We start from the raw sequence: 19,210 nt of genomic DNA, 5'->3' as shown, positions 1-19,210 counted from the left end.
CGATTTTCGGCCACCCACTTCATTCGCTGATTTCCGGATTTGTCGACCACCGTCCCCGACGATCTGTGATACACCCCACGCAACCAACTTCCTTCCATTTCCTAGGACTTGACGGTGAGTGGGCAATTCCGCACGCAAGGTGACCCTGCGCGTTGGATGGTTCGATTCCGTTCGCCGTCGTGCGTGACTCCCGCCACAGATCGCCCGTTGTCTTCTTCATGAGCCCGGGACCCGCCCGGTTCACGGGCCGGGAGCCACCCGGCCCCGCCACGCACCACATCCCGAGGAGCCACCCGTGCCGCGCATGCTCGATGTCAGCGACGAGGTACGTGCCGAGATCGGCGACGAGGAAGCCGACCGGCTGCTCGCCGGGGAGAACGCCCCCGGCAGTTACGACTGCACGTCCTGCCGCACCCCGGGCGACTCCGAACAGGAGCGCACCAGCACCGTCCTGTTCATCGGGGACGAGACCGCCGTCCTCGCCTTCGCCCACGCCACCTGCCTGCCGTCACAGGTCGTCCAGGTCACCGAGGAGCAGCTGCGGGGCGCCGTGAAGTCCATCACCGGCGACAGGGTCGACCTGGAGCCGGAGTCGATCGTGCCGGAGCAGGCCGTGCTCGGCGTGACCAGCGGACTGGTGCTGATCGCCGGGGAGTTGCACCCCGCGCTCGTCGTCGAGCCGACCGGGCCCATCGTGCGCCCCGGGGCGGTGGGCGCCGGCGACGACTTCCTGCCGCTGCTCATCGAACAGGGGTTCATGCCGGCGACCGAGCTGACCGATGTGCCGCCGGTGCTGCACGGGTGGTCGGTGCTGCTGGCCATGGGGCAGCTGCACGCGGTGCTCCAGCCGGGCACGAACGGCGGGCAGCCGGTCGCGTGGTGGCAGGCGCATCAGCCGCTGCTGGTGACGGACGGTTGGCGGGCCGCCGCCAACAAGCATCAGCAGGTGCTGATGTTCGCGGCGCCGGTGGGGTCCATCGGGCGTCAGCCCAGGGAGGATCTGCTCCGGGACGCGCTGGACAAGGCCGCGGCGAACGGGAAGTTGGTCGCGGCGGCGCTGCCTCTCGCCGGAACCTGAGACGCGCCTGTTCAGCGGGAGCTGTGCGACGTTCGGCGACTGCGGGTCACATATGGCCGGTCGCGCGGTTCCCCGCGCCCCTTTACGGCGTTACCCAGCCGCATCTCTTCCGGTGCCGGGTCGTTTGGACATACGTGCATGCATACGACGTTCCCCACCTTCAGGGCGGCTCATCGCCCACGCCGATCTACGACGCGCTCTACGCCGAGTACGTCAAGTCCTTCCGCTCGCTGCCGGGTGATCGCAGCGGCGAGGAGGACCTGGGCTTCATCGCCTTCGGGAACATCCAGCGCGGTACCGGTCCGTACGGCGGCCATCGCCCGGGGTCGTTCAGCAGTTCGTACAGCGCCTACAGCGCGGGGGCCCACAGCGCCCGCCACGGCACCGGTCAGCAGCCGCAGTGGCAGCGGGTCGGGCACATCGGCCCACAGGGCACGGGCATGCACCACGTCCCGGCCGCGCTGCCGCCGGCGCGCAGGGGGTGAGCACATGGAGGAAGGGGCGGCCCGATCCGGGCCGCCCCTTCCTCCATGTCCGCTTACTTCTTCTTGCCGCGCTTCTCGCGCACCCGCACCGAGATGTGGATCGGCGTGCCCTCGAAGCTGAACTCCTCGCGCAGCCGGCGCTCGATGAAGCGGCGGTAGCCGGCCTCGATGAAGCCGGAGGCGAAGAGCACGAACCGCGGGGGCTTGGTGCCCGCCTGGGTACCGAACAGGATCCGGGGCTGCTTGCCGCCGCGGATCGGGTGGGGGTGGGCGGCGACCAGCTCACCGAGGAAGGCGTTCAGCCGGCCGGTCGGGACCCGGGTCTCCCAGCCCGCGAGGGCCGTCTCGATCGCCGGAACGAGCTTCTCCATGTGGCGGCCGGTCTGCGCCGAGACGTTCACCCGGGGCGCCCAGGCGACCTGGCCGAACTCGGTCTCGATCTCCCGCTCCAGGTAGTAGCGGCGCTCCTCGTCGAGGGTGTCCCACTTGTTGTAGGCGATGACCATCGCGCGGCCCGCCTCGACGGCCATCGTCACGATGCGCTGGTCCTGGACCGAGATGGACTCGGAGGCGTCGATCAGGATGACCGCCACCTCGGCCTTCTCGACGGCGGCGGCGGTGCGCAGCGAGGCGTAGTAGTCGGCGCCCTGCTGGAGGTGGACGCGCTTGCGGATGCCGGCCGTGTCGACGAACTTCCAGGTCACGCCGCCGAGTTCGATGAGCTCGTCGACCGGGTCACGGGTGGTGCCGGCCAGTTCGTTGACGACGACGCGCTCCTCGCCCGCCACCTTGTTGAGCAGGGAGGACTTGCCGACGTTCGGGCGGCCGATCAGCGCGATACGGCGCGGGCCGCCGATGCCGCCCCCGCCGAACGCCGCGCGCGGCGCCTCGGGCAGCGCCTCCAGGACGGCGTCGAGCATGTCGCCGGTGCCACGGCCGTGCAGCGCCGAGACCGGGTGCGGCTCGCCGAGGCCGAGGGACCACAGGTACGAGGCGTCCGCCTCGCCGCTCGGGCCGTCCACCTTGTTGGCGCACAGCACCACGGGCTTGCCGGCCTTGCGCAGCAGTCGTACGACGGCCTCGTCGGTGTCGGTGGCGCCCACCTTGGCGTCGACGACGAACACGACGGCGTCGGCGGCCTCGATCGCGAACTCGGCCTGCGCGGCCACGGAGGCGTCGATACCGAAGACGTCCTGCTCCCAGCCGCCGGTGTCGACGACCTTGAAGCGGCGGCCCGCCCACTCGGCCTCGTAGGTCACGCGGTCGCGGGTGACGCCGGGCTTGTCCTCGACGACGGCCTCGCGGCGCCCGATGATGCGGTTCACGAGGGTCGACTTGCCGACATTCGGCCGTCCGACGACGGCGAGCACGGGCAGCGGCCCGTGGCCGGCCTCCTCGATGGCGCCCTCGACGTCCTCGAGGTCGAAGCCCTCTTCCGCGGCGAGCTCCATGAACTCCGCGTACTCGGCATCGCCAAGCTCTCCGTGGTCGTGCTCCTCGCCCGAGCCCTCGGAGTGGATGTGGTCGTTCATGAAGTCCGTACCTCGTCGTTCATCGTGGTGATCGGTGGACGCCCCGGATTCTCCGGTTTGATCCACTACTCAGTGTCGCCTAGCGGCCGGTCAGCCGCCTGGCGTTTTCCAGGTGCTCGGTGAGCTGCTTCTGGATGTGCTCGGTCGCCTCGTCCAGCGCCGTGCGGGTGCGCCGTCCGCTGCCGTCGCCCGCCTCGAAGGGGTCGCCGAAGACGACGTCGACGCGGTGGCGCAGCGGAGGCAGCCCCTTTGCCAACCGTCCCCGCTTCTCGGAACTTCCCATCACGGCGACCGGGACGATCGGAGCGCCGCCGCGCACGGCGAAGTAGGCGAGCCCGGCGCGCAGCGAGGCGAAGTCGCCCTCGCCACGGGTGCCCTCGGGAAATATGCCGAGGACCCCGCCGTTCGACAGGACGTCGAGCGCCTGCGTGATCGCCGCCCGGTCAGCGGCGTGCCGGTCCACCTTGACCTGGCCGATGCCGGTCAGGAAGCGGTCGAGCGGGCCGACGAACGCTTCCTTCTTGATCAGGAAGTGCACGGGCCGGGGCGACACGCCCATCACCATCGGCCCGTCGACGTTGTGGCTGTGGTTGACCGCGTAGATCACCGGCCCCGCCGCGGGCACCTTCCAGGCACCCAGGACCCGCGGCCGCCACAGCCCGTACATCAGGGGGACGCCGATACGCCGGCCGATCTCGGCGCCCCGTTCGGACGGAAGGTTCACTTCGCGGCTCGCTTCTCCTCGACGAGCGTGACGACGCACTCGATGACCTGCGGGAGCGTGAGCTCGGTGGTGTCCACCTCGACCGCGTCGTCCGCCTTGGCGAGCGGCGAGGTCTTGCGGGAGGAGTCGGCCGCGTCGCGCTTGATCAGGGCCTCGCGGGTGGCGTTGACGTCGGCGCCCTTGAGCTCCCCGCTGCGCCGGGCGGCACGGGCCTCCGCCGAGGCGGTGAGGAAGATCTTCAGGTCGGCGTCGGGCAGCACGGTCGTGCCGATGTCGCGCCCCTCGACGACCATGCCGTACTCGGCGGAGGTCGCCAGCGTGCGCTGGAGCTCGGTGATCCGCGCCCGCACCTCGGGCACCGCACTGACCGCGCTGACCTTGGAGGTGACCTCCTGCGTGCGGATCGGACCGGCCACGTCGGTGCCGTCGACGCTGATCGTCGGGTCGGCCGGGTCGGTGCCGGAGATGATCTCGGGCTTGCCGGCGACGGCCGCGATCGCGGTCGGGTCCTCGATGTCGATGCCGTTGCTCACCATCCACCAGGTGATCGCCCGGTACTGGGCGCCGGTGTCGAGGTAGCTCAGCCCGAGCTGTGCGGCGACGGCCTTCGACGTGCTCGACTTGCCCGTGCCGGACGGGCCGTCGATGGCGACAATCACGGGCTTGGCGGCACCGTTTTCCACGGGGGGACACCTTCCAGATGCGGTGTGGCGGGAGTGTGGGGACGCGAGGGCGCCCCGCACAAGGTTACTGGGTTCCCGTCACTCGTCCGGCCGGGCGCCGCTCGGCTCCCCTACTGACGCAGCGCCCAGCCCCGCTCCCGCAGCGAAGCGGACAGCACGGGCGCCGCCTTGGGCTCCACCATGAGCTGCACCAGACCGGCCTGCTGCCCTGTCGCGTGCTCGATCCGTACGTCCTCGATGTTGACGCCGGCCAGCCCGGCGTCCGCGAAGATCCGGGCCAGCTGTCCCGGCTGGTCGTCGATGAGCACGGCGACGACCTCGTAGACCCGCGGGGCGGTCCCGTGCTTGCCGGGCACCCGCACCTGCCCCGCGTTCCCCCGCCGCAGCACGTCCTCGATCCCGGCCGTGCCCTCGGTCCGCTTGGCCTCGTCGGACGACTGGAGCGCGCGCAGCGCCCGCACCGTCTCCTCCAGGTCGGCGGAGACGTCGGTGAGCAGGTCGGCGACGGGCCCGGGGTTCGCGGAGAGGATGTCGATCCACATCCCGGGATCGGAGGCCGCGATCCGGGTCACGTCCCGGATGCCCTGGCCACACAGCCGTACGGCCGCCTCCTCGGCGCTCTCCAGGCGCGCGGCGACCATGCTGGACACCAGATGGGGCATGTGGGACACCAGGGCGACCGCGCGGTCGTGGGCGTCGGCGTCCATGACCACCGGCACCGCGCGGCAGTGCGAGACCAGCTCCAGGGCGAGGTTCAGCACCTCGGTGTCGGTGTCGCGGGTCGGCGTCAGCACCCAGGGCCGGCCCTCGAAGAGGTCCCCGGTCGCGGCCAGCGGGCCGGACTTCTCGCGGCCCGACATGGGGTGCGTGCCGATGTACGACGACAGGTCGAGGCCGAGCGCCTCCAGCTCACGACGCGGCCCGCCCTTGACGCTGGCCACGTCGAGGTAGCCGCGGGCCACGCCCCGGCGCAGGGCGTCGGCGAGCACCCCGGCCACGTGCGCGGGCGGGGCGGCGACGATCGCGAGGTCGACGGGCCCGTCGGGGGCCTCGTCGGTGCCGGCGCCGAGCGCGGCCGCGGTGCGGGCCTGCTCGGGGTCGTGGTCGGCGAGGTGGACGACGACGCCCCGCTGGGACAGGGCGAGCGCGGCGGACGTACCGATGAGGCCGGTGCCGATGACGAGTGCGGTTCTCACTGGGCGATGTCCTTGCGCAGGGCGGCCGCGGCGCCGAGGTAGACGTGGGCGATGTCGGCGCGGGGCTTGTCGGACTCGATGTGCGCGAGGACGCGGACGACCCGGGGCATGGCGCCCTCGATGTCCAGCTCCTGGGCACAGATCAGCGGTACGTCGGCGAAGCCGCTGCCGAGCTTGCGGGCGGCGGCTGCCGGAAAGTCGCTGTGCAGATCGGGCGTGGCCGTGAACCAGACGCTGATCAGGTCGTCCGCCGTGAGGTCGTTCCGCTCCAGGATCGTGGCGAGCAGGGCCCCGACCTGCTCGTCCATGTGGCCGGCCTCGTCCCGCTCCAGTTGGACGGCCCCCCGGACCGCTCGTACCGCCACGGCGCTGCTCCTTGCTGAGTTACGGATCGGCTCTTCGGGAGTCCAGCCTAGTCAGCCCCCGTGCGGTGGACGCGGGTCGCCCGCCCGCTGAGATACCTGGACCCCCGCGGTCCGCTTTGAGTCACTGTCACCCGTCCATCCCGATTTCGCTACCAGAGGGCGAACGCCACCGTGCGCCTCTGGACGCCGGGCCACGGCTCCGCTCTCATGGGCAGGAAGCTCGCCTCGGGGGAGGCCTCATGAAGCGTCCCGGACCCTTGCTCACCCTTCTCGCGGGACTGTTGGTCGGCGTGTTCATGCTGGCGCTCAATGCGACGACGGGGACGAAGAGCGCGGCGTCCTCGTCGGCGGACACGACGAAGCAGTCGCCGAGCCCCACGCGGACGACTCCGTCTCCATCACCGCCACCGTCACCGTCGAGAACCCCGATTCCCGATGCCGGCTACGCGGGCCGCACCGACGACGACTCCGCCGCGGTCGCCCTCACCCTGCGCGACGGCAGGGCTGTCGCCTACTTCTGCGACGGCCACGCCAAGGAGTCGTGGTTGAAGGGCCCCGTGAACGACGACGGGACCATGCGGCTCACCGCCAAGGACGGGTCCGTGCTGAACGGCGCCCTCAAGGAGGGCAAGCTGGTGCGCGGCAGGGTCGAGATCGACGGCGGGTCGTACGCCTTCACCGCCGACAGGACCAAGAAGCCGTCGGGCCTGTACCGGGCCACGACCACCGTGCGTGGCGCCGAGGTCGACGGCGGCTGGATCGTGCTGCCGGACGGCCGGCAGGTCGGCGTCCTCACCCGCGACGGCAGGCCCTCGGCCGCCCCGGAGATCGACCCGGAGACCGGCGCGGTGACGGTCGACGGACAGCAGCTCACGGCCCGCCCGGCCACCCCCTGATCCCCTTCGTCACGGGAGTCGATCATGACCGTCGACCCGAACGCGCTCACCCAGGACTTCCCGTCTCCGGGGCCCGGCCACCGCCGCCCGGGTGCGGCCCGCTACGTGGTCCCCGCCCTGGTCGCCGGCGCGGTCGCGGTGGCCCTGGGCGTGTACGGCAAGGTCCACGACCCGGCCGGGACGGTCTTCAACCTCGCCGGGTTCAGCAGTACGAGCGCGATGAAGTCCTGGCTGGCGACGGCGGCGATCTTCTTCGCGCTGGTCCAGCTGGTCTCCGCGCTGATGCTCTACGGCAGGCTGCCGGGGCCTGCCTGGTCGGCCGCGCTGCACCGCTGGTCGGGGCGCGTGGCGTTCCTGGTCGCCGTCCCCGTGGCGGTGCACTGCCTGTATGCGCTGGGCTACCAGACGTACGATTCGCGCGTTTTCTGGCACTCCCTCCTGGGTTGCTTCTTCTTTGGTGCTTTCAGTGCAAAGATGCTGTTGATCCGCTCGGAGCGGCTTCCTGGTTGGCTGCTGCCGATCGTCGGCGGAGCGGTCCTCACCGCTCTCGCGATCGTCTGGCTGACTTCCGCCCTCTGGTTCTTCCGCACCTTCGGAGTGACGACATGACCAACCGTCCGACCCGGCGCACGATCCTCATCGCCACGGGCGCCACGGGCGCGACGGCGCTCGTCGCGAGCTGCGGCGATTCCGGCGGTTCCGGCGACAGCGGCGACTCGACGCCGACCTCCACCACCGTCTCCCCCGGCCAGGAGGGCAAGGAACTGGCCAGCACGTCCGACATCCCGGTGGGCGGGGGCACGATCTTCAAGGACGAGAAGGTCGTGGTGACCCAGCCGGAGCAGGGCCAGTTCAAGGCCTTCTCCGCCATCTGCACGCATCAGGGGTGCACGGTCGGCTCCGTCTCGGACGGGACGATCAACTGCCCCTGCCACGGCAGCAAGTACGACATCACGAACGGCGCGGTGGCCAACCCTCCGGCCACGAAGCCGCTGCCGGCGAAGAACATCGTCGTCGAAGGAAATTCGATCCGCCTCGTGTGACCGGCCGCGTACCCTCCGGGGCATGCACCCCGAGACCCTGGTCCGCGACCACACGATCTACGCCTGTGTGATGGGCTCGCGCGCCTTCGGTCTGGCCACGGACGGCAGCGACACCGACCGCCGGGGCGTGTTCCTCGCTCCCACGCCGCTCTTCTGGCGCTTCGACAAGCCGCCGACCCATGTCGACGGCCCGCTTCAGGAGCAGTTCAGCTGGGAGCTGGAGCGTTTCTGCGAACTGGCCCTGCGCGCCAACCCGAACATCCTGGAGTGCCTGCACTCCCCGGTCGTGGAGCACGTCGACGACACGGGGCGCGAGCTGCTGGCCCTGCGCGAGGCGTTCCTGTCCCGCCAGGCGCACGAGACGTTCACGCGCTACGCCGTGGGCCAGCACAAGAAGCTGGAGGCCGACATCCGCCTCCACGGCGCCCCGCGCTGGAAGCACGCGATGCACCTCCTGCGCCTCCTCGCGAGCGCCCGCGACCTGCTCCTCACCGGCCGCCTCACGATCGACGTGGGCGACCGGCGCGAGTCGCTGCTGGAGGTCAAGCGGGGCGAGGTCCCCTGGCCGGAGGTGGAGTCCCGGATGACCCGCCTGGCGGCCGAGGCGGAGGAGGCCGCCCGCCACAGCCCGCTTCCGACGGAACCGGACCGCCGCCGGGTGGAGGACTTCCTGATCCGGGTCCGCCGCGCCTCAGCTCTTCAGCCGGGTCCGTACGACGAAGGCGTGCAGGGCGTCGTAGGCACTCGGGGCGTCGGGCAGCACTGAGGCCGCCTGCGCCTCGTCGAGCACACCGTGCAGCCGCTCGACGTCGGCCGCCACGCGCGTGTGATCGACGTCGGCGTCCCCGTGCTCCCGCTCCGCCTTCGCCGCGATCAGCTCAGGCAGATATCCGGGTGCGTCGACCTGCCCGATCAGGGTCGGCAGATGCGGCTGCACCTCACCGCTGCGCAGCAGATGCACGCCGGTCAGCAGCACCCGGAAGGTGTACAGCAGCGGCTTGAGCTCCCCGGTCTTCTCGAACAGCCGCCACTGCGTGTTGGCGAATCCCCGGTAGTGATGGGCGTGGTGGCTGGTCAGGACGCCTGGCGCGAGCTCGGTCAGCTCCCGGTGGGCGTCCGTGGTGTGCACGACGAGCGGCGACAGCAGCTGCTCCAGCACATAGCCGTTGCGGCGCAGCATCAGCCGTACGAACTTGCGCAGGTCGTGCGTGACCAGGTCCATCTCGACGCCGTCCCGCAGCCACATCCGCGACCGCGTCTCGTCCGGCTCCCGCAGCCCGACGAGGTCGGCGGCCGGCAGCAGGTGCACGCCCCGCAGGTCCACGTCGCTGTCGCGGGACGGGAAGCCGTACAGATGCGCGCCGGAGACCGTCGCGAACAGCACCGGGTCGGGCTGCTCGGCGACGACGGGCGCGAGGTCGATGTCCAGGGCGTCGATCATCCGTCAAGCGTCCCAGAGCGCTCCGAGGGTCAGCAGGTCCCCCCGGTACTCGATCCGGTCCGCCCACCGGGTGGGCCAGACGTCCGCGCCGAGCCAGGCGCCCGCGAACGCGCCGGCCAGGCACGCGATCGAGTCCGAGTCCCCCGCGGTGCAGGCGGCTCGCCGCAGGGCCGTGAGCGGCTCGTCGACGAACCACAGGAAGCACAGCAGCCCGGTGGCCATGGCCTCTTCGGCGATCCAGCCCTCGCCGGTCGCCAGGCACGGGTCGGTCTCGGGCGAGACGCTGCGCACGGCCTCCTGAAGGCGGTCCAGCACGCCCAGGCACTCGTCCCAGCCGCGCGCGATGAAGTGCTCGGCGGTGGGGTCCTGGCTGCGGGTCCACAGGTCGCCGAGCCAACGCTCGTGGTACTGGGTGCGGTTGTCGTAGGCGTACGACCGCAGCAGCCCCACCAGCCCGGTCGGCTCGGCGCCCTGCGCGAGCAGCCGTACGGCGTGCGCGGTCAGGTCGGACGCGGCGAGCGCCGTCGGATGGCCGTGGGTGAGCGCGGACTGCAACTGGGCGGCGCCCGCGCGTTGTTCGTCGCTCAGCCCGGGGACGAGCCCGACCGGCGCGACGCGCATGTTGGCACCGCAGCCCTTGGAGCCGATCTGGCTGGCGTCCTGCCAACGCAGGTCAGTGCGCTCCAGCAGGTCACAGGCCCGGAGACAGGTGTTGCCCGGCGCCCGGTTGTTCTCCGGGGAACGGTTCCACGCCACGAACTCCGCGCGCACAGGCTCCACCATCGCCTCGGGCCTGAGCACGCCCAGGTCCATCGCCGTCCGCAACCCCTTCCCCAACGCCAGCGTCATCTGCGTGTCGTCGGTGACGATCGCCGGAGTCGGCAGTTCCATCTCGCGCCATGGCCCGCACTTGGCGAGGATCGACGGCACGTCGTTGAACTCGGTCGGGAAGCCGAGCGCGTCGCCGAGGGCGAGGCCGAGCAGGGAGCCGGTGGCGGCGCGCTTGCGGACCGTGGTCGTGGTCATGCGGGGCGTCCTTCCGAGGTGGGCCGCAGCAGGGGCGGATGGAGGGCGGTGGCGGTGCCCGCGCGGTACAGCGCGGCCGGTTTGCCGCGGCCGCCGGTGAGCCGGGCAGCGCCGGGGACCGGTTCGACGAAGCCCGGCGTGGCGAGCACCTTGCGGCGGAAGTTGGGCCGGTCGAGGGCCGTGCCCCAGACCACCTCGTAGACGTGCTGCAACTCGCCGAGCGTGAACTCGGGCGGGCAGAAGGCAGTGGCGAGACCGGAGTACTCCAGTTTCGCGCCGACACGTTCATGGGCGTCGGCCAGGATCCGGTCGTGGTCGAAGGCGAGCGGCCCCGCCTTGTCGTACGGCACCCAGCGGGCCTGCGCGGCGTCGCTGCCGCCGTGCGGTTCGGGAGGGTGGGGCAACAGAGCGGCGAAGGCGACGGTCACGACCCGCATCCGGGGGTCGCGGTCGGGTTCGCTGTAGGTCCGCAGCTGCTCCAGGTGCAGCCCGGAGACGTCCGACAGGCCGGTCTCCTCAGCGAGTTCACGCCGGGCGGCCTTCTCCGCCGACTCGTCCGGCTGCACGAAACCGCCGGGCAGCGCCCAGTGCCCCTGGTACGGCTCCTGTCCGCGCTCGACGAGCAGGACGTGCAGGACGCCGTCGAGGATCGTGAGGACGGCGAGGTCGGCGGTGACGGCGAAGGGTTCATGGGCGTACTTGTCGTAGCCCGTCTTGTCGTAGGCCGTCTTTTCGCTGTCCATGCGAACCCACCCCTTTAATAGTCACTACGACTATAAAGAGGGTGGGGGCGCTACGACAACCCCTTGCCTAGGTACGGCCGCGGGAGGGCGCGAACGCCGCCACCCCCGCCCCGACGGCCGCCGTGCCCGCCGTCACCCACAGCGCCGCACCGGCGCCTTCGATGAACGCAGCCGGCGAGCCGTAGCCGCCGTACGTCGTGAACACGGCGGCGGCGATGGCGATCCCGAAGACCCCGCCCAGCTCGCGCAGCGCGTTGTTGACGCCGGCCGCGACGCCCGCGTCGCCCAGTGGGACGGACGAGGTCACGGCGTTGGCCACGCTCGGGAAGACCATGGAGATGCCGACGCCGGCGACGATCAGCGGGACGACGAGGCTGCCGTATCCGACGCCGGGTTCGACCAGCCAGGCCAGCAGGGCGAGGCCCGTCGCCTGGAGCACCAGGCCGCCCAGCATGAACGGCCGGGTCCCGTACCGGTCGGCGAGCGCCCCGGCGATCGGCGCGATCAGCAGCGGTGTGGCGTTCCAGACGAGGATCCGGACGCCCGCCTCCAGCGGGGAGTAGCCGAGGCCGAGCTGGAAGAGCTGCGTGATCATGAACAGGGCGCCGAGCAGCGAGGCGAAGAGGAGGAAGGCGGAGGCGTTGGCGGTCGAGAAGCCGCGCCGTCGGAAGTGCGAGAGGGGAAGCATCGGATAGCGGGCCCCCTTGCGCTCCCAGCCCAGGAAGGCAGCCACGAACAGGACCCCGAGCGCCAGCGCGGTCAATACCTCGGCACTCCCCCACCCGGCCTCGGGCGCGCGCACGGGTGCCCAGGCGAGGCCCGTCAGGCCCACGGCCGCCAACACCAGCCCGACCAGGTCGAGTTGGGGGCGGGTGCCGTAGCTCTCGTGCAGCTTGCGGGTGGCGAGGGGGATCATGGCGAGCCCGATGGGCACGTTCAGCCAGAAGATCCACTGCCAGGACAGCCCCTCGGTGACGGCCCCGCCCAGTACCGGTCCGGCGGCCACGCCGAGTCCGGTCACCCCGCCCCACATCCCGATGGCGACGCCCCGCTTCTCGGCCGGGAACGCCTCGCTGATCAGGGTGAGGGTGAGCGGCAGCAGTACGGCGGCCCCGGCGCCCTGCAGCACGCGCGCGCCGATGAGCTGGCCCGGGCCCTGGGCGAGGGCCGCGGCGGCCGAGGCGAGCGTGAAGACGGCGAGGCCCACGACGTACATCCGCCGCCGCCCGAACCGGTCGCCGAGTGCGGCGCCGGTCAGGGTGAGGCAGGCGAAGACGAGGTTGTAGGCGTTGATCGTCCACTCCAGCTCGGACAGGCTCGCGCCGAAGTCGGCCCGCAGGGCGGGCAGCGCGGTGGCGACGACCACGACGTCGAGGGAGCACAGCAGCGCGCCGAGCCCGGCGAGGGCGACGGTCCACACCCGTCGCGTCGGCGTCTGTTCGGCGGGTGGCGTACGCAGAGGAGCCTTGAGCGTGTCGGTCATGATCGTGCCTTCCGTGAGTTGCGGAGGAGGTCGCTCACGGAAGGCAGACCAGGCTCACTCCGGAAAGGAATCGCGGCGGCCCAGGAAGGCGAGCAGCCGGACGTCGGCACGCGCGCGCGGCGGAACCAGGACCTGCGCGCCGAACCGCACGCCCCGGTCCTCCTGAGCGACCACACAGCGGGCGACGTTCAAAAGCTCGGCCGCGAGCGGCACCGGGATGGACCTCGGCCGACCGCAGGCCTGGGCGACGTCCCACCCGTGCACGGCGATCTCGACGGCGCCCACGGCGCCCATCACCCGCACGTCCAGCGACCGTTCACCGACCAGGACGCGCTCCTCGGCGGGCCCGGTGGCCCAGGCGCCGAGCACCGCGCACGCGCGCGTGCGGAAGCCACAGGCCCGGTCGGCGCGCGGGAACAGCCCGATCCGCCCGCCCGTCAGCCCCTCGTACAGAGCGTCCAGCGAGTCGTCGAGATGCGCGAGCAGCTCCTCCAGGTCCCACTCGGCGCAGGGCGTCCCCCGCCCCAGGCTCACGGTCCGGACCTCGGCGACGCTGCCCAGCGCGTACGCGAGGGAACGCTCCAGCAGCTCCCCGGAGTTCATGACAGCTCCTGAGGCAGCCCGCACCGGTCCAGCACGTGTGCGGGATCGAGGAAGGCCGTGATCCGGGTCAGGAGCCCCTTCTCCACCGTGAGCACCTGCAGGGAGTGCGCCCGCAGAACGCCGTCCTCCCCGCGTACGTACATCGCCACGGCCGGCTGCCCGTTCGCGCGCGTGCGCAGCATCCGCAGGGCGCCCTTCTCGTGCACGCGCGCGTGCAGGAAGCGCAGCACGTCCTTCTTGCCGCTGTACCACTCCAGGTAGGGCGGCATCTGAAGTTCGACGCCGTCCTGGAGGAGACCGATCAGCGTGTCCACGTCGGCGTTCTCGAAGGCGGCCACATACCGGTCGAGCACCTCGCGGTCGGCGGCGTCCTCCGGCTCCTCGACGAGGTCCTCGTCCGGCGCCACCTCGTCGAGACGGGCACGCGCGCGTTGCAGGCTGCTCTTCACCGCCGCCGTGGAGGTGCCGAGCAACGAGGCCACCTCGGTCGCCCGCCACGCCAGCACGTCCCGCAGGATCAGCACGGCACGCTGGCGCGCGGACAACTGCTGAAGGGCCGCGACCAGCGCCAGCCTGAGGCTCCCCCGTGCCGCCACGACGTGCGCCGGGTCGACGAGCGCGTCCGGCAGCGGCTGGAGCCACGGAACGTCGGTCACAGGGGCCGTCAGCGGCTCCTCAGGCGTCTGTGCGGGCCCGCCGAGCCCCGAGGGCAACGGACGTCGCGCGCGGCTCTCCAGAGCCGTCAGACACGTGTTGGTGGCGATCCGGTGCAGCCAGGTCCGCAGGGACGCCCGGCCCTCGTAGCCGTCGTAGGACCGCCAGGCCCGCAGATACGTCTCCTGCACCAGATCCTCGGCCTCGTCGACCGACCCCAGCATCCGGTAGCAGTGCGCGAGCAGCTCCCGCCGGTACGGATCGGTCAGCCGTACGAATTCGTCACGGTCCACAGTGGTCGCACTCATCCCCGCTCCCTCCGTCACCGATACAGACCGGCGGAACGGCGAAAACGAATCGGCCGGCCCCGGATGCATTCCGGAACCGGCCGCCACGTACGCGTACGGGTCTACAGATCGACTTCGTTCATCAGCATGCCGACCTCGGTGTTCGACAGCCGCCGCAGCCAGCCCGACTTCTGGTCGCCCAGCGTGATCGGGCCGAAGGCGACGCGCACCAGCTTGTCGACCGGGAAGCCCGCCTCGGCGAGCATGCGGCGCACGATGTGCTTGCGGCCCTCGTGCAGGGTGACCTCGACCAGGTAGTTCTTGCCGGTCTGCTCGACGACCCGGAAGTGGTCCGCGCGCGCGTAGCCGTCCTCCAGCTGGATGCCGTCCTTGAGCTGCTTGCCCAGGTCGCGCGGGATCGGGCCCACGATGTGCGCGAGGTAGACCTTCTTCACGCCGTACTTGGGGTGGGTCAGCCGGTGCGCCAGCTCGCCGTGGTTGGTGAGCAGGATCACACCCTCGGTCTCGGTGTCGAGCCGCCCGACGTGGAAGAGACGCGTCTCCCGGTTGGTGACGTAGTCACCGAGGCACTGCCGGCCCTCGTTGTCCTCCATCGTGGAGACGACACCGGCAGGCTTGTTCAGCGAGAAGAACTGGTACGACTGCGTCGCGACCGTCAGGCCGTCGACCTTGACCTCGTCCTTCTCCGGGTCGACCCGCTTGCCCTGCTCCAGGACGATCTCGCCGTTGACCTCGACCCGGGCCTGCTCGATCAGCTCCTCGCAGGAGCGCCGGGAGCCGTAGCCCGCACGCGCGAGCACCTTCTGCAGCCGCTCGCCCTCCTGCTCGGCGCCCGGGAAGGTCTTGGGCAGCTTGACGTCCTTCTTGCCGGCGTAGCGCTCGCGGTTGCGCTCCTCGGCCCGCGCGTCGTACTCGCGGGAGCTCGCCGGAGCCGTACGGCCGCGCCCGGTGCCCTGGCTCTGCTTGGGACCGCCCTTGGCGCCGCCGCGCGCCGAGGCGCCGCGCCCCGACTTCGGACCCTCCTGGGTGCCGCCGGGGCCTACGTCGTAGCGCCTCTCCTCCGGGCGCGGCTTCTTCGGCCGGCCGCCCTGCTTGTCGTCGCGGTTGTTACCGGCGCCGCGGAAATTACCGCGGCCACCGCTGCTCCCGCCGCGGCCGCCGCTGTTGCCACCACGGCTCCCGCCGTTGTTTCCGCTGCTGTTCCTGCCGCTGCTGCTTCGCATCAAAGTTCCGTCTTGTCGTCTGCGTCCTCGGAATCCGGAGCGTCCGGATCGAACGACGGGACTCCTTCCAGCGTCTCGGCCTCGATCGCCTCCGCCTCCGGGAGGAAGGGCGCGAGCTCCGGGAGTTCGTCCAGACCGCGCAGGCCCATCCGCTCCAGGAAGTAGTTCGTCGTCCTGTACAGGATCGCACCTGTTTCGGGTTCCGCGCCCGCCTCCTCCACCAGCCCGCGCTGCAGGAGGGTGCGCATCACACCGTCGCAGTTCACTCCGCGCACGGCCGAGACACGGCTGCGGCTGACCGGCTGGCGGTAGGCGACGACCGCGAGCGTCTCCAGGGCGGCCTGGGTGAGCCGGGCCGTCTGGCCGTCGAGCACCAGCCGTTCGACGGCGGCGGCGTACTCGGCGCGGGTGTAGAAGCGCCAGCCGCCCGCGACGAACCGCAGCTCGAAGCCTCGCCCCTGCACGGCGTACTCGTCGGCCAGCTCCCGCAGGGCGTCGGCGATCTGCCGCCGGGGCCGCTCCAGGAGCTTCGCGAGGCGCTCCTCGGTCGCGGGCTCGTCCACGACCATGAGCATCGCCTCCAGGGCGGGCTTGAGGTCGAGGTCCGCGACGGTACGCAGCCCGACGGGCAGTTCGGTGGTCTCCTCGCTCACGCCTTCTTCTCCTCCTTGGGCAGCTCGGGCGGCCGGTCGAACTCGTCGGTCACCATCGGCTCCCCGTCCCCGTCCCCGCCGGTCCAGCGCACGAGGAGCTCGCCGAGCGCGGTCTCCTGGTCGAGGGCCACGGCCTTCTCCCGGTACAGCTCCAGAAGGGCCAGGAAGCGCGCGACGACGGTGAGGGTGTCGTCGGTGTCCTCGATCAGGGACTGGAAGCTGGCCTCGCCGAGCTCCTTCAGCCGAGCGACGACGATCCCGGCCTGCTCCTGCACGCTCACCAGCGGCGCGTGGATGTGATCGACGTAGACCTGGGGCTTGGGCCTCGGCTGCATCGCCTTGACCGCGAGCCTGGCGAATCCTTCCGCCCCGATGCTGATGACGACCTCGGGGAGCAGCTCGGCGTGGTGCGGTTCGAGCCCGACGGTCCGCGGATAGCGCCGGGCCTCGTCGTCGAGGCGCCGGCTGAAGATGTCGGCGATCTGCTTGTACGCCCGGTACTGCAGCAGCCGCGCGAACAGCAGGTCCCGCGCCTCCAGCAGCGCGAGGTCGGCCTCGTCCTCCACCTCTGCGGAGGGGAGCAGCCGGGCCGCCTTGAGGTCGAGCAGGGTCGCCGCGACCACGAGGAACTCGGTCGTCTCGTCGAGGTCCCAGTCCGGCCCCATCGCCCGGATGTGCGCCATGAACTCGTCGGTCACCTTGGACAGCGCGACCTCGGTGACGTCCAGCTTGTGCTTGGAGATCAGCTGGAGGAGGAGGTCGAAGGGGCCCTCGAAGTTGGAGAGGCGGACCTTGAAGACGCCGTTGTCACCGGACTCGGCCTCGTCCTGCTGGGCAGCGGGCTCAGGAGAGGGTTCGGCGACGGTATCCACATGTGCCGGCGGCTCTGGTTCCGACTCGGGCTCGGGCTCGGGCTCCGGCTCGGGAGCGAGGACCTGAGGCTCCGGCTCCGGCTCGGGAGCAACGACCTGAGGCTCCGGCTCCGGGACCACGACTACGGGAACCTCGGGCTCCGGATCCTCGCGCACCGGAGTCGACACAGGTACCGGCGATGACCCCGGCCCCCGACCCAGCGCACGCCGACGGCCGCCGGAGGCACCGGCACCGTGGGCGGGAACGTCGTTCGAGGTCATGGCCCCCGCAGGCTACCGCTACCGCCCGCGCAGCCGTCGTACGAGGATGCTCGCGTCTCCCCGGCTCTCCAGATCCGCGAGGACCACGGCCACCGCCTCGCGGACGATCCGCCCGCGGTCGACGGCCAGCCCGTGCTCGCCCCGGAGCACCAGACGGGCGTGCTCCAGATCCATGAGCTCCTCGGCGGAGACATACACGGTGATCTTCTCGTCGTGCCGTTCGCGACCACTGGGCCGGCGCGCTGCGGCGCGTCCACGCTTGCGCGGCGCCGATGCGGCCGCACCGGAGTCGGTGGATCCGCCGGGAGAGCTCGTCGGCGCCCCGGCAGAACCTTCCTGCGCTGTCTGACGTCGCGCGGAACGCTCCGCGGTGGCGGACCGGCTGCGCGACTCGCCGGCGTCGGCGGACTCGGCGTCGGCCGCCACGTGCTCGGCGCCGTCGCCGTCACCGCCCTGAGCGGGCACCGACTGCGGCGCGTCCTCCGCGGCGGCGGCCCCGTCACTCTCTCCCGCGGGAGCCGGCACCCGGGCCTCGCCGTTGACCGGGCGCCGGGGAGTGGACGGCTGGAGTGCCATACCCCCTGTCGTACGGAACAGTTCGTCGGCCCCCGGCAGACTCACTCGGCGTGACACCGGGCGAGCACCTCCCTGGCAAGCTGGCGATAAGCGGCGGCACCGACGGAGTTGGAGGCGTACGTGGTGATCGGCTCACCGGCGACCGTGGTCTCCGGGAAGCGGACCGTTCGCCCGATGACCGTGTGGTAGACGTGATCGTCGAACGCCTCGACCACACGCGCGAGCACCTCACGGCTGTGCACGGTGCGCGAGTCGTACATCGTCGCGAGGATCCCGTCGAGCTCCAGCTCCGGGTTGAGCCGCTCCTGGACCTTCTCGATGGTCTCGGTCAGCAGCGCCACACCACGCAGCGCGAAGAACTCGCACTCCAGGGGCACGATCACCTTGTGCGCGGCCGTCAGCGCGTTCACCGTGAGCAGGCCCAGCGAGGGCTGACAGTCGATCACGATGAAGTCGTAGTCGGGCAGCAGCGGCTTCAGGGCGCGCTGGAGCGTCGACTCGCGCGCGACCTCGCTCACCAGCTGGACCTCGGCGGCCGACAGGTCGATGTTGCTGGGCAGCAGGTCCATGTTGGGGACCGCCGTCTTCAGGAGCACCTCGTCCGCCGACATGCCCCGCTCCATGAGCAGGTTGTAGACAGTGAGGTCGAGCTCCATCGGATTCACGCCGAGACCGACCGAGAGCGCGCCCTGGGGGTCGAAGTCGACGAGCAGGACCCGGCGCCCGTATTCCGCGAGCGCGGCACCCAGGTTGATGGTCGACGTGGTCTTGCCGACGCCGCCCTTCTGGTTGCACATCGCGATGATCTTCGCGGGGCCGTGGTCGGTCAGTGGACCCGGGATCGGGAAGTACGGCAACGGACGCCCGGTCGGACCGACGCGCTCACGGCGCTGGCGGGCAGCGTCGGGCGCGAGCGTGGCCGCGTACTCGGGGTCGGGCTCGTACTCCGCGTCGGGGTCGTAGAAGTGCCCGTCGGGCAGTTCGTCGTAGACGGCGAATTGGTTGTGGGGCGCGCCACTTCCGTCGCCGGCCATGGCGTTCACGTGATGGCCATCCATGCTCTGGTGTGCTGTCTGAGTCAACCCTGAGATCTGGTGACTCTGGTGGGCTGCGAAGGTGCGCACCGCAACGGAGCCGACAGCCTCGAATCCCGCGGGACCCTGGTCCCGTACCGGCATTCCTGGTTGACCACCCCCGGGAGAAAATGTCGACTCATTCACAAGTCGTCTTACCTCCTTGGTGACCAGGAAACTTCTAGACAGGTCAGCGTGGCACCATGCCGACAGTCGGCGACTCTATGGCGTGTCGGCGGTCCGCAGCAACACAATCCGCCGGACCGGGCAGATGTGTCGACAATGAAACATC

Annotated in this window: 22 protein-coding genes; 6 read left to right on the top strand and 16 right to left on the bottom strand. The window is 71.1% G+C overall.

Annotation, left to right across the window (positions count from 1 at the left end; genetic code table 11):
• Positions 1-295 precede the first annotated feature (295 nt).
• A complete protein-coding gene (locus EAO75_RS22740; protein WP_147996895.1) occupies positions 296-1,078 on the top strand; it encodes a hypothetical protein in 783 nt (260 codons plus the stop codon).
• A gap of 134 nt (positions 1,079-1,212) precedes the next feature.
• On the top strand, positions 1,213-1,563 hold the full coding sequence (locus tag EAO75_RS22735) for a hypothetical protein (RefSeq protein ID WP_147996894.1): 351 nt from the start codon (positions 1,213-1,215) through the stop codon (positions 1,561-1,563).
• Positions 1,564-1,616: 53 nt separating this feature from the next.
• Here EAO75_RS22735 and der read toward each other — a convergent pair whose 3' ends face one another.
• The 5 genes from der to aroH all read right to left on the bottom strand — a co-directional run bounded on the left by der (position 1,617) and on the right by aroH (position 6,063).
• The gene (gene der, locus EAO75_RS22730; protein WP_147996893.1) at positions 1,617-3,095 is read right to left on the bottom strand and encodes a ribosome biogenesis GTPase Der; all 1,479 of its coding nucleotides are present in this window, start codon (positions 3,093-3,095) and stop codon (positions 1,617-1,619) included.
• Between the two features lie 79 nt (positions 3,096-3,174).
• On the bottom strand, positions 3,175-3,762 hold the full coding sequence (locus tag EAO75_RS22725) for a lysophospholipid acyltransferase family protein (RefSeq protein ID WP_147998027.1): 588 nt from the start codon (positions 3,760-3,762) through the stop codon (positions 3,175-3,177).
• A 53-nt stretch (positions 3,763-3,815) separates the two neighbouring features.
• On the bottom strand, positions 3,816-4,502 hold the full coding sequence (gene cmk / locus EAO75_RS22720; RefSeq protein ID WP_147996892.1) for a (d)CMP kinase: 687 nt from the start codon (positions 4,500-4,502) through the stop codon (positions 3,816-3,818).
• Positions 4,503-4,612: 110 nt separating this feature from the next.
• On the bottom strand, positions 4,613-5,698 hold the full coding sequence (locus tag EAO75_RS22715) for a prephenate dehydrogenase (protein ID WP_147996891.1): 1,086 nt from the start codon (positions 5,696-5,698) through the stop codon (positions 4,613-4,615).
• Entirely contained in the window at positions 5,695-6,063 is a 369-nt protein-coding gene (gene aroH, locus EAO75_RS22710; RefSeq protein ID WP_147996890.1) for a chorismate mutase, read from the bottom strand. The genes EAO75_RS22715 and aroH overlap by 4 nt, the downstream gene beginning before the upstream one ends.
• A 239-nt stretch (positions 6,064-6,302) precedes the next feature.
• On the opposite strand from aroH, the gene EAO75_RS22705 reads away from it, so the two are divergent.
• The 4 genes from EAO75_RS22705 to EAO75_RS22690 are packed head-to-tail and all read left to right on the top strand — an operon-like array spanning position 6,303 to position 8,768.
• A complete protein-coding gene (locus EAO75_RS22705) occupies positions 6,303-6,959 on the top strand; it encodes a hypothetical protein (protein WP_147996889.1) in 657 nt (218 codons plus the stop codon).
• A 24-nt stretch (positions 6,960-6,983) separates the two neighbouring features.
• Positions 6,984-7,568 (top strand): DUF6529 family protein, encoded by a 585-nt coding sequence (locus EAO75_RS22700; RefSeq protein ID WP_147996888.1) that lies wholly within the window; start codon positions 6,984-6,986, stop codon positions 7,566-7,568.
• Positions 7,565-8,002: a Rieske (2Fe-2S) protein gene (locus tag EAO75_RS22695; protein WP_147996887.1), complete on the top strand. Its 438-nt coding sequence runs from the start codon at positions 7,565-7,567 to the stop codon at positions 8,000-8,002. Before EAO75_RS22700 ends, EAO75_RS22695 begins: the two co-directional genes overlap by 4 nt.
• A 22-nt stretch (positions 8,003-8,024) precedes the next feature.
• A complete protein-coding gene (locus EAO75_RS22690; protein WP_147996886.1) occupies positions 8,025-8,768 on the top strand; it encodes a DNA polymerase beta superfamily protein in 744 nt (247 codons plus the stop codon).
• On the opposite strand, the gene EAO75_RS22685 is transcribed toward EAO75_RS22690, so the two are convergent.
• From EAO75_RS22685 to EAO75_RS22635, 11 genes are all read right to left on the bottom strand, one after another.
• Positions 8,694-9,443: a DNA polymerase beta superfamily protein gene (locus EAO75_RS22685; protein WP_147996885.1), complete on the bottom strand. Its 750-nt coding sequence runs from the start codon at positions 9,441-9,443 to the stop codon at positions 8,694-8,696. The two genes, EAO75_RS22690 and EAO75_RS22685, sit on opposite strands and share 75 nt — an antisense overlap.
• A gap of 3 nt (positions 9,444-9,446) precedes the next feature.
• Complete coding sequence (locus EAO75_RS22680; RefSeq protein WP_147996884.1) at positions 9,447-10,469, bottom strand: ADP-ribosylglycohydrolase family protein; 1,023 nt, start codon at positions 10,467-10,469, stop codon at positions 9,447-9,449.
• Positions 10,466-11,212, bottom strand: a complete 747-nt coding sequence (locus tag EAO75_RS22675; protein WP_147996883.1) for an NUDIX hydrolase — start codon at positions 11,210-11,212, stop codon at positions 10,466-10,468. The genes EAO75_RS22680 and EAO75_RS22675 overlap by 4 nt, the downstream gene beginning before the upstream one ends.
• Positions 11,213-11,279: 67 nt before the next feature.
• Positions 11,280-12,695: an MFS transporter gene (locus EAO75_RS22670; RefSeq protein ID WP_147996882.1), complete on the bottom strand. Its 1,416-nt coding sequence runs from the start codon at positions 12,693-12,695 to the stop codon at positions 11,280-11,282.
• 54 nt (positions 12,696-12,749) lie between these two features.
• Positions 12,750-13,298: a TIGR03086 family metal-binding protein gene (locus tag EAO75_RS22665; RefSeq protein WP_147996881.1), complete on the bottom strand. Its 549-nt coding sequence runs from the start codon at positions 13,296-13,298 to the stop codon at positions 12,750-12,752.
• Entirely contained in the window at positions 13,295-14,260 is a 966-nt protein-coding gene (locus EAO75_RS22660; protein WP_147996880.1) for a sigma-70 family RNA polymerase sigma factor, read from the bottom strand. Before EAO75_RS22660 ends, EAO75_RS22665 begins: the two co-directional genes overlap by 4 nt.
• A gap of 101 nt (positions 14,261-14,361) precedes the next feature.
• Positions 14,362-15,483 carry a pseudouridine synthase gene (locus EAO75_RS22655; RefSeq protein ID WP_147996879.1) on the bottom strand — a complete coding sequence of 374 codons (1,122 nt, stop codon included), beginning with the start codon at positions 15,481-15,483 and terminating at the stop codon, positions 14,362-14,364.
• Positions 15,483-16,136, bottom strand: coding sequence for an SMC-Scp complex subunit ScpB (scpB, locus tag EAO75_RS22650; protein ID WP_147996878.1), 654 nt, complete (start codon positions 16,134-16,136; stop codon positions 15,483-15,485). Before scpB ends, EAO75_RS22655 begins: the two co-directional genes overlap by 1 nt.
• Positions 16,133-17,269, bottom strand: a complete 1,137-nt coding sequence (locus tag EAO75_RS22645; protein WP_147996877.1) for a segregation and condensation protein A — start codon at positions 17,267-17,269, stop codon at positions 16,133-16,135. Before EAO75_RS22645 ends, scpB begins: the two co-directional genes overlap by 4 nt.
• 18 nt (positions 17,270-17,287) lie before the next feature.
• Positions 17,288-17,902 (bottom strand): hypothetical protein, encoded by a 615-nt coding sequence (locus tag EAO75_RS22640; protein ID WP_147996876.1) that lies wholly within the window; start codon positions 17,900-17,902, stop codon positions 17,288-17,290.
• Positions 17,887-19,023, bottom strand: a complete 1,137-nt coding sequence (locus EAO75_RS22635) for a ParA family protein (RefSeq protein WP_147996875.1) — start codon at positions 19,021-19,023, stop codon at positions 17,887-17,889. Before EAO75_RS22635 ends, EAO75_RS22640 begins: the two co-directional genes overlap by 16 nt.
• Positions 19,024-19,210: the final 187 nt, after the last annotated feature.

The organism is Streptomyces sp. UW30, assembly GCF_008042075.1.
In the GTDB taxonomy this organism is placed as follows: Bacteria; Actinomycetota; Actinomycetes; order Streptomycetales; family Streptomycetaceae; genus Streptomyces.
Note: the sequence above shows the minus strand (reverse complement) of the source record. Positions and strands in the feature narration are given on the sequence as shown.

What these genes read in the sequence shown, in the direction of transcription:
- EAO75_RS22645 (WP_147996877.1), bottom strand. Translation starts at nt 17,269, where the DNA reads ATGACCTCGAACGACGTTCCCGCCCACGGTGCCGGTGCCTCCGGCGGC.
- EAO75_RS22690 (WP_147996886.1), top strand. Translation starts at nt 8,025, where the DNA reads ATGCACCCCGAGACCCTGGTCCGCGACCACACGATCTACGCCTGTGTG.
- EAO75_RS22680 (WP_147996884.1), bottom strand. Translation starts at nt 10,469, where the DNA reads ATGACCACGACCACGGTCCGCAAGCGCGCCGCCACCGGCTCCCTGCTC.
- EAO75_RS22685 (WP_147996885.1), bottom strand. Translation starts at nt 9,443, where the DNA reads ATGATCGACGCCCTGGACATCGACCTCGCGCCCGTCGTCGCCGAGCAG.
- EAO75_RS22660 (WP_147996880.1), bottom strand. Translation starts at nt 14,260, where the DNA reads ATGAGTGCGACCACTGTGGACCGTGACGAATTCGTACGGCTGACCGAT.
- EAO75_RS22675 (WP_147996883.1), bottom strand. Translation starts at nt 11,212, where the DNA reads ATGGACAGCGAAAAGACGGCCTACGACAAGACGGGCTACGACAAGTAC.
- EAO75_RS22635 (WP_147996875.1), bottom strand. Translation starts at nt 19,023, where the DNA reads ATGCCGGTACGGGACCAGGGTCCCGCGGGATTCGAGGCTGTCGGCTCC.
- EAO75_RS22705 (WP_147996889.1), top strand. Translation starts at nt 6,303, where the DNA reads ATGAAGCGTCCCGGACCCTTGCTCACCCTTCTCGCGGGACTGTTGGTC.
- EAO75_RS22700 (WP_147996888.1), top strand. Translation starts at nt 6,984, where the DNA reads ATGACCGTCGACCCGAACGCGCTCACCCAGGACTTCCCGTCTCCGGGG.
- EAO75_RS22725 (WP_147998027.1), bottom strand. Translation starts at nt 3,762, where the DNA reads ATGTACGGGCTGTGGCGGCCGCGGGTCCTGGGTGCCTGGAAGGTGCCC.
- der (WP_147996893.1), bottom strand. Translation starts at nt 3,095, where the DNA reads ATGAACGACCACATCCACTCCGAGGGCTCGGGCGAGGAGCACGACCAC.
- EAO75_RS22655 (WP_147996879.1), bottom strand. Translation starts at nt 15,483, where the DNA reads ATGCGAAGCAGCAGCGGCAGGAACAGCAGCGGAAACAACGGCGGGAGC.
- EAO75_RS22695 (WP_147996887.1), top strand. Translation starts at nt 7,565, where the DNA reads ATGACCAACCGTCCGACCCGGCGCACGATCCTCATCGCCACGGGCGCC.
- EAO75_RS22665 (WP_147996881.1), bottom strand. Translation starts at nt 13,298, where the DNA reads ATGAACTCCGGGGAGCTGCTGGAGCGTTCCCTCGCGTACGCGCTGGGC.
- EAO75_RS22670 (WP_147996882.1), bottom strand. Translation starts at nt 12,695, where the DNA reads ATGACCGACACGCTCAAGGCTCCTCTGCGTACGCCACCCGCCGAACAG.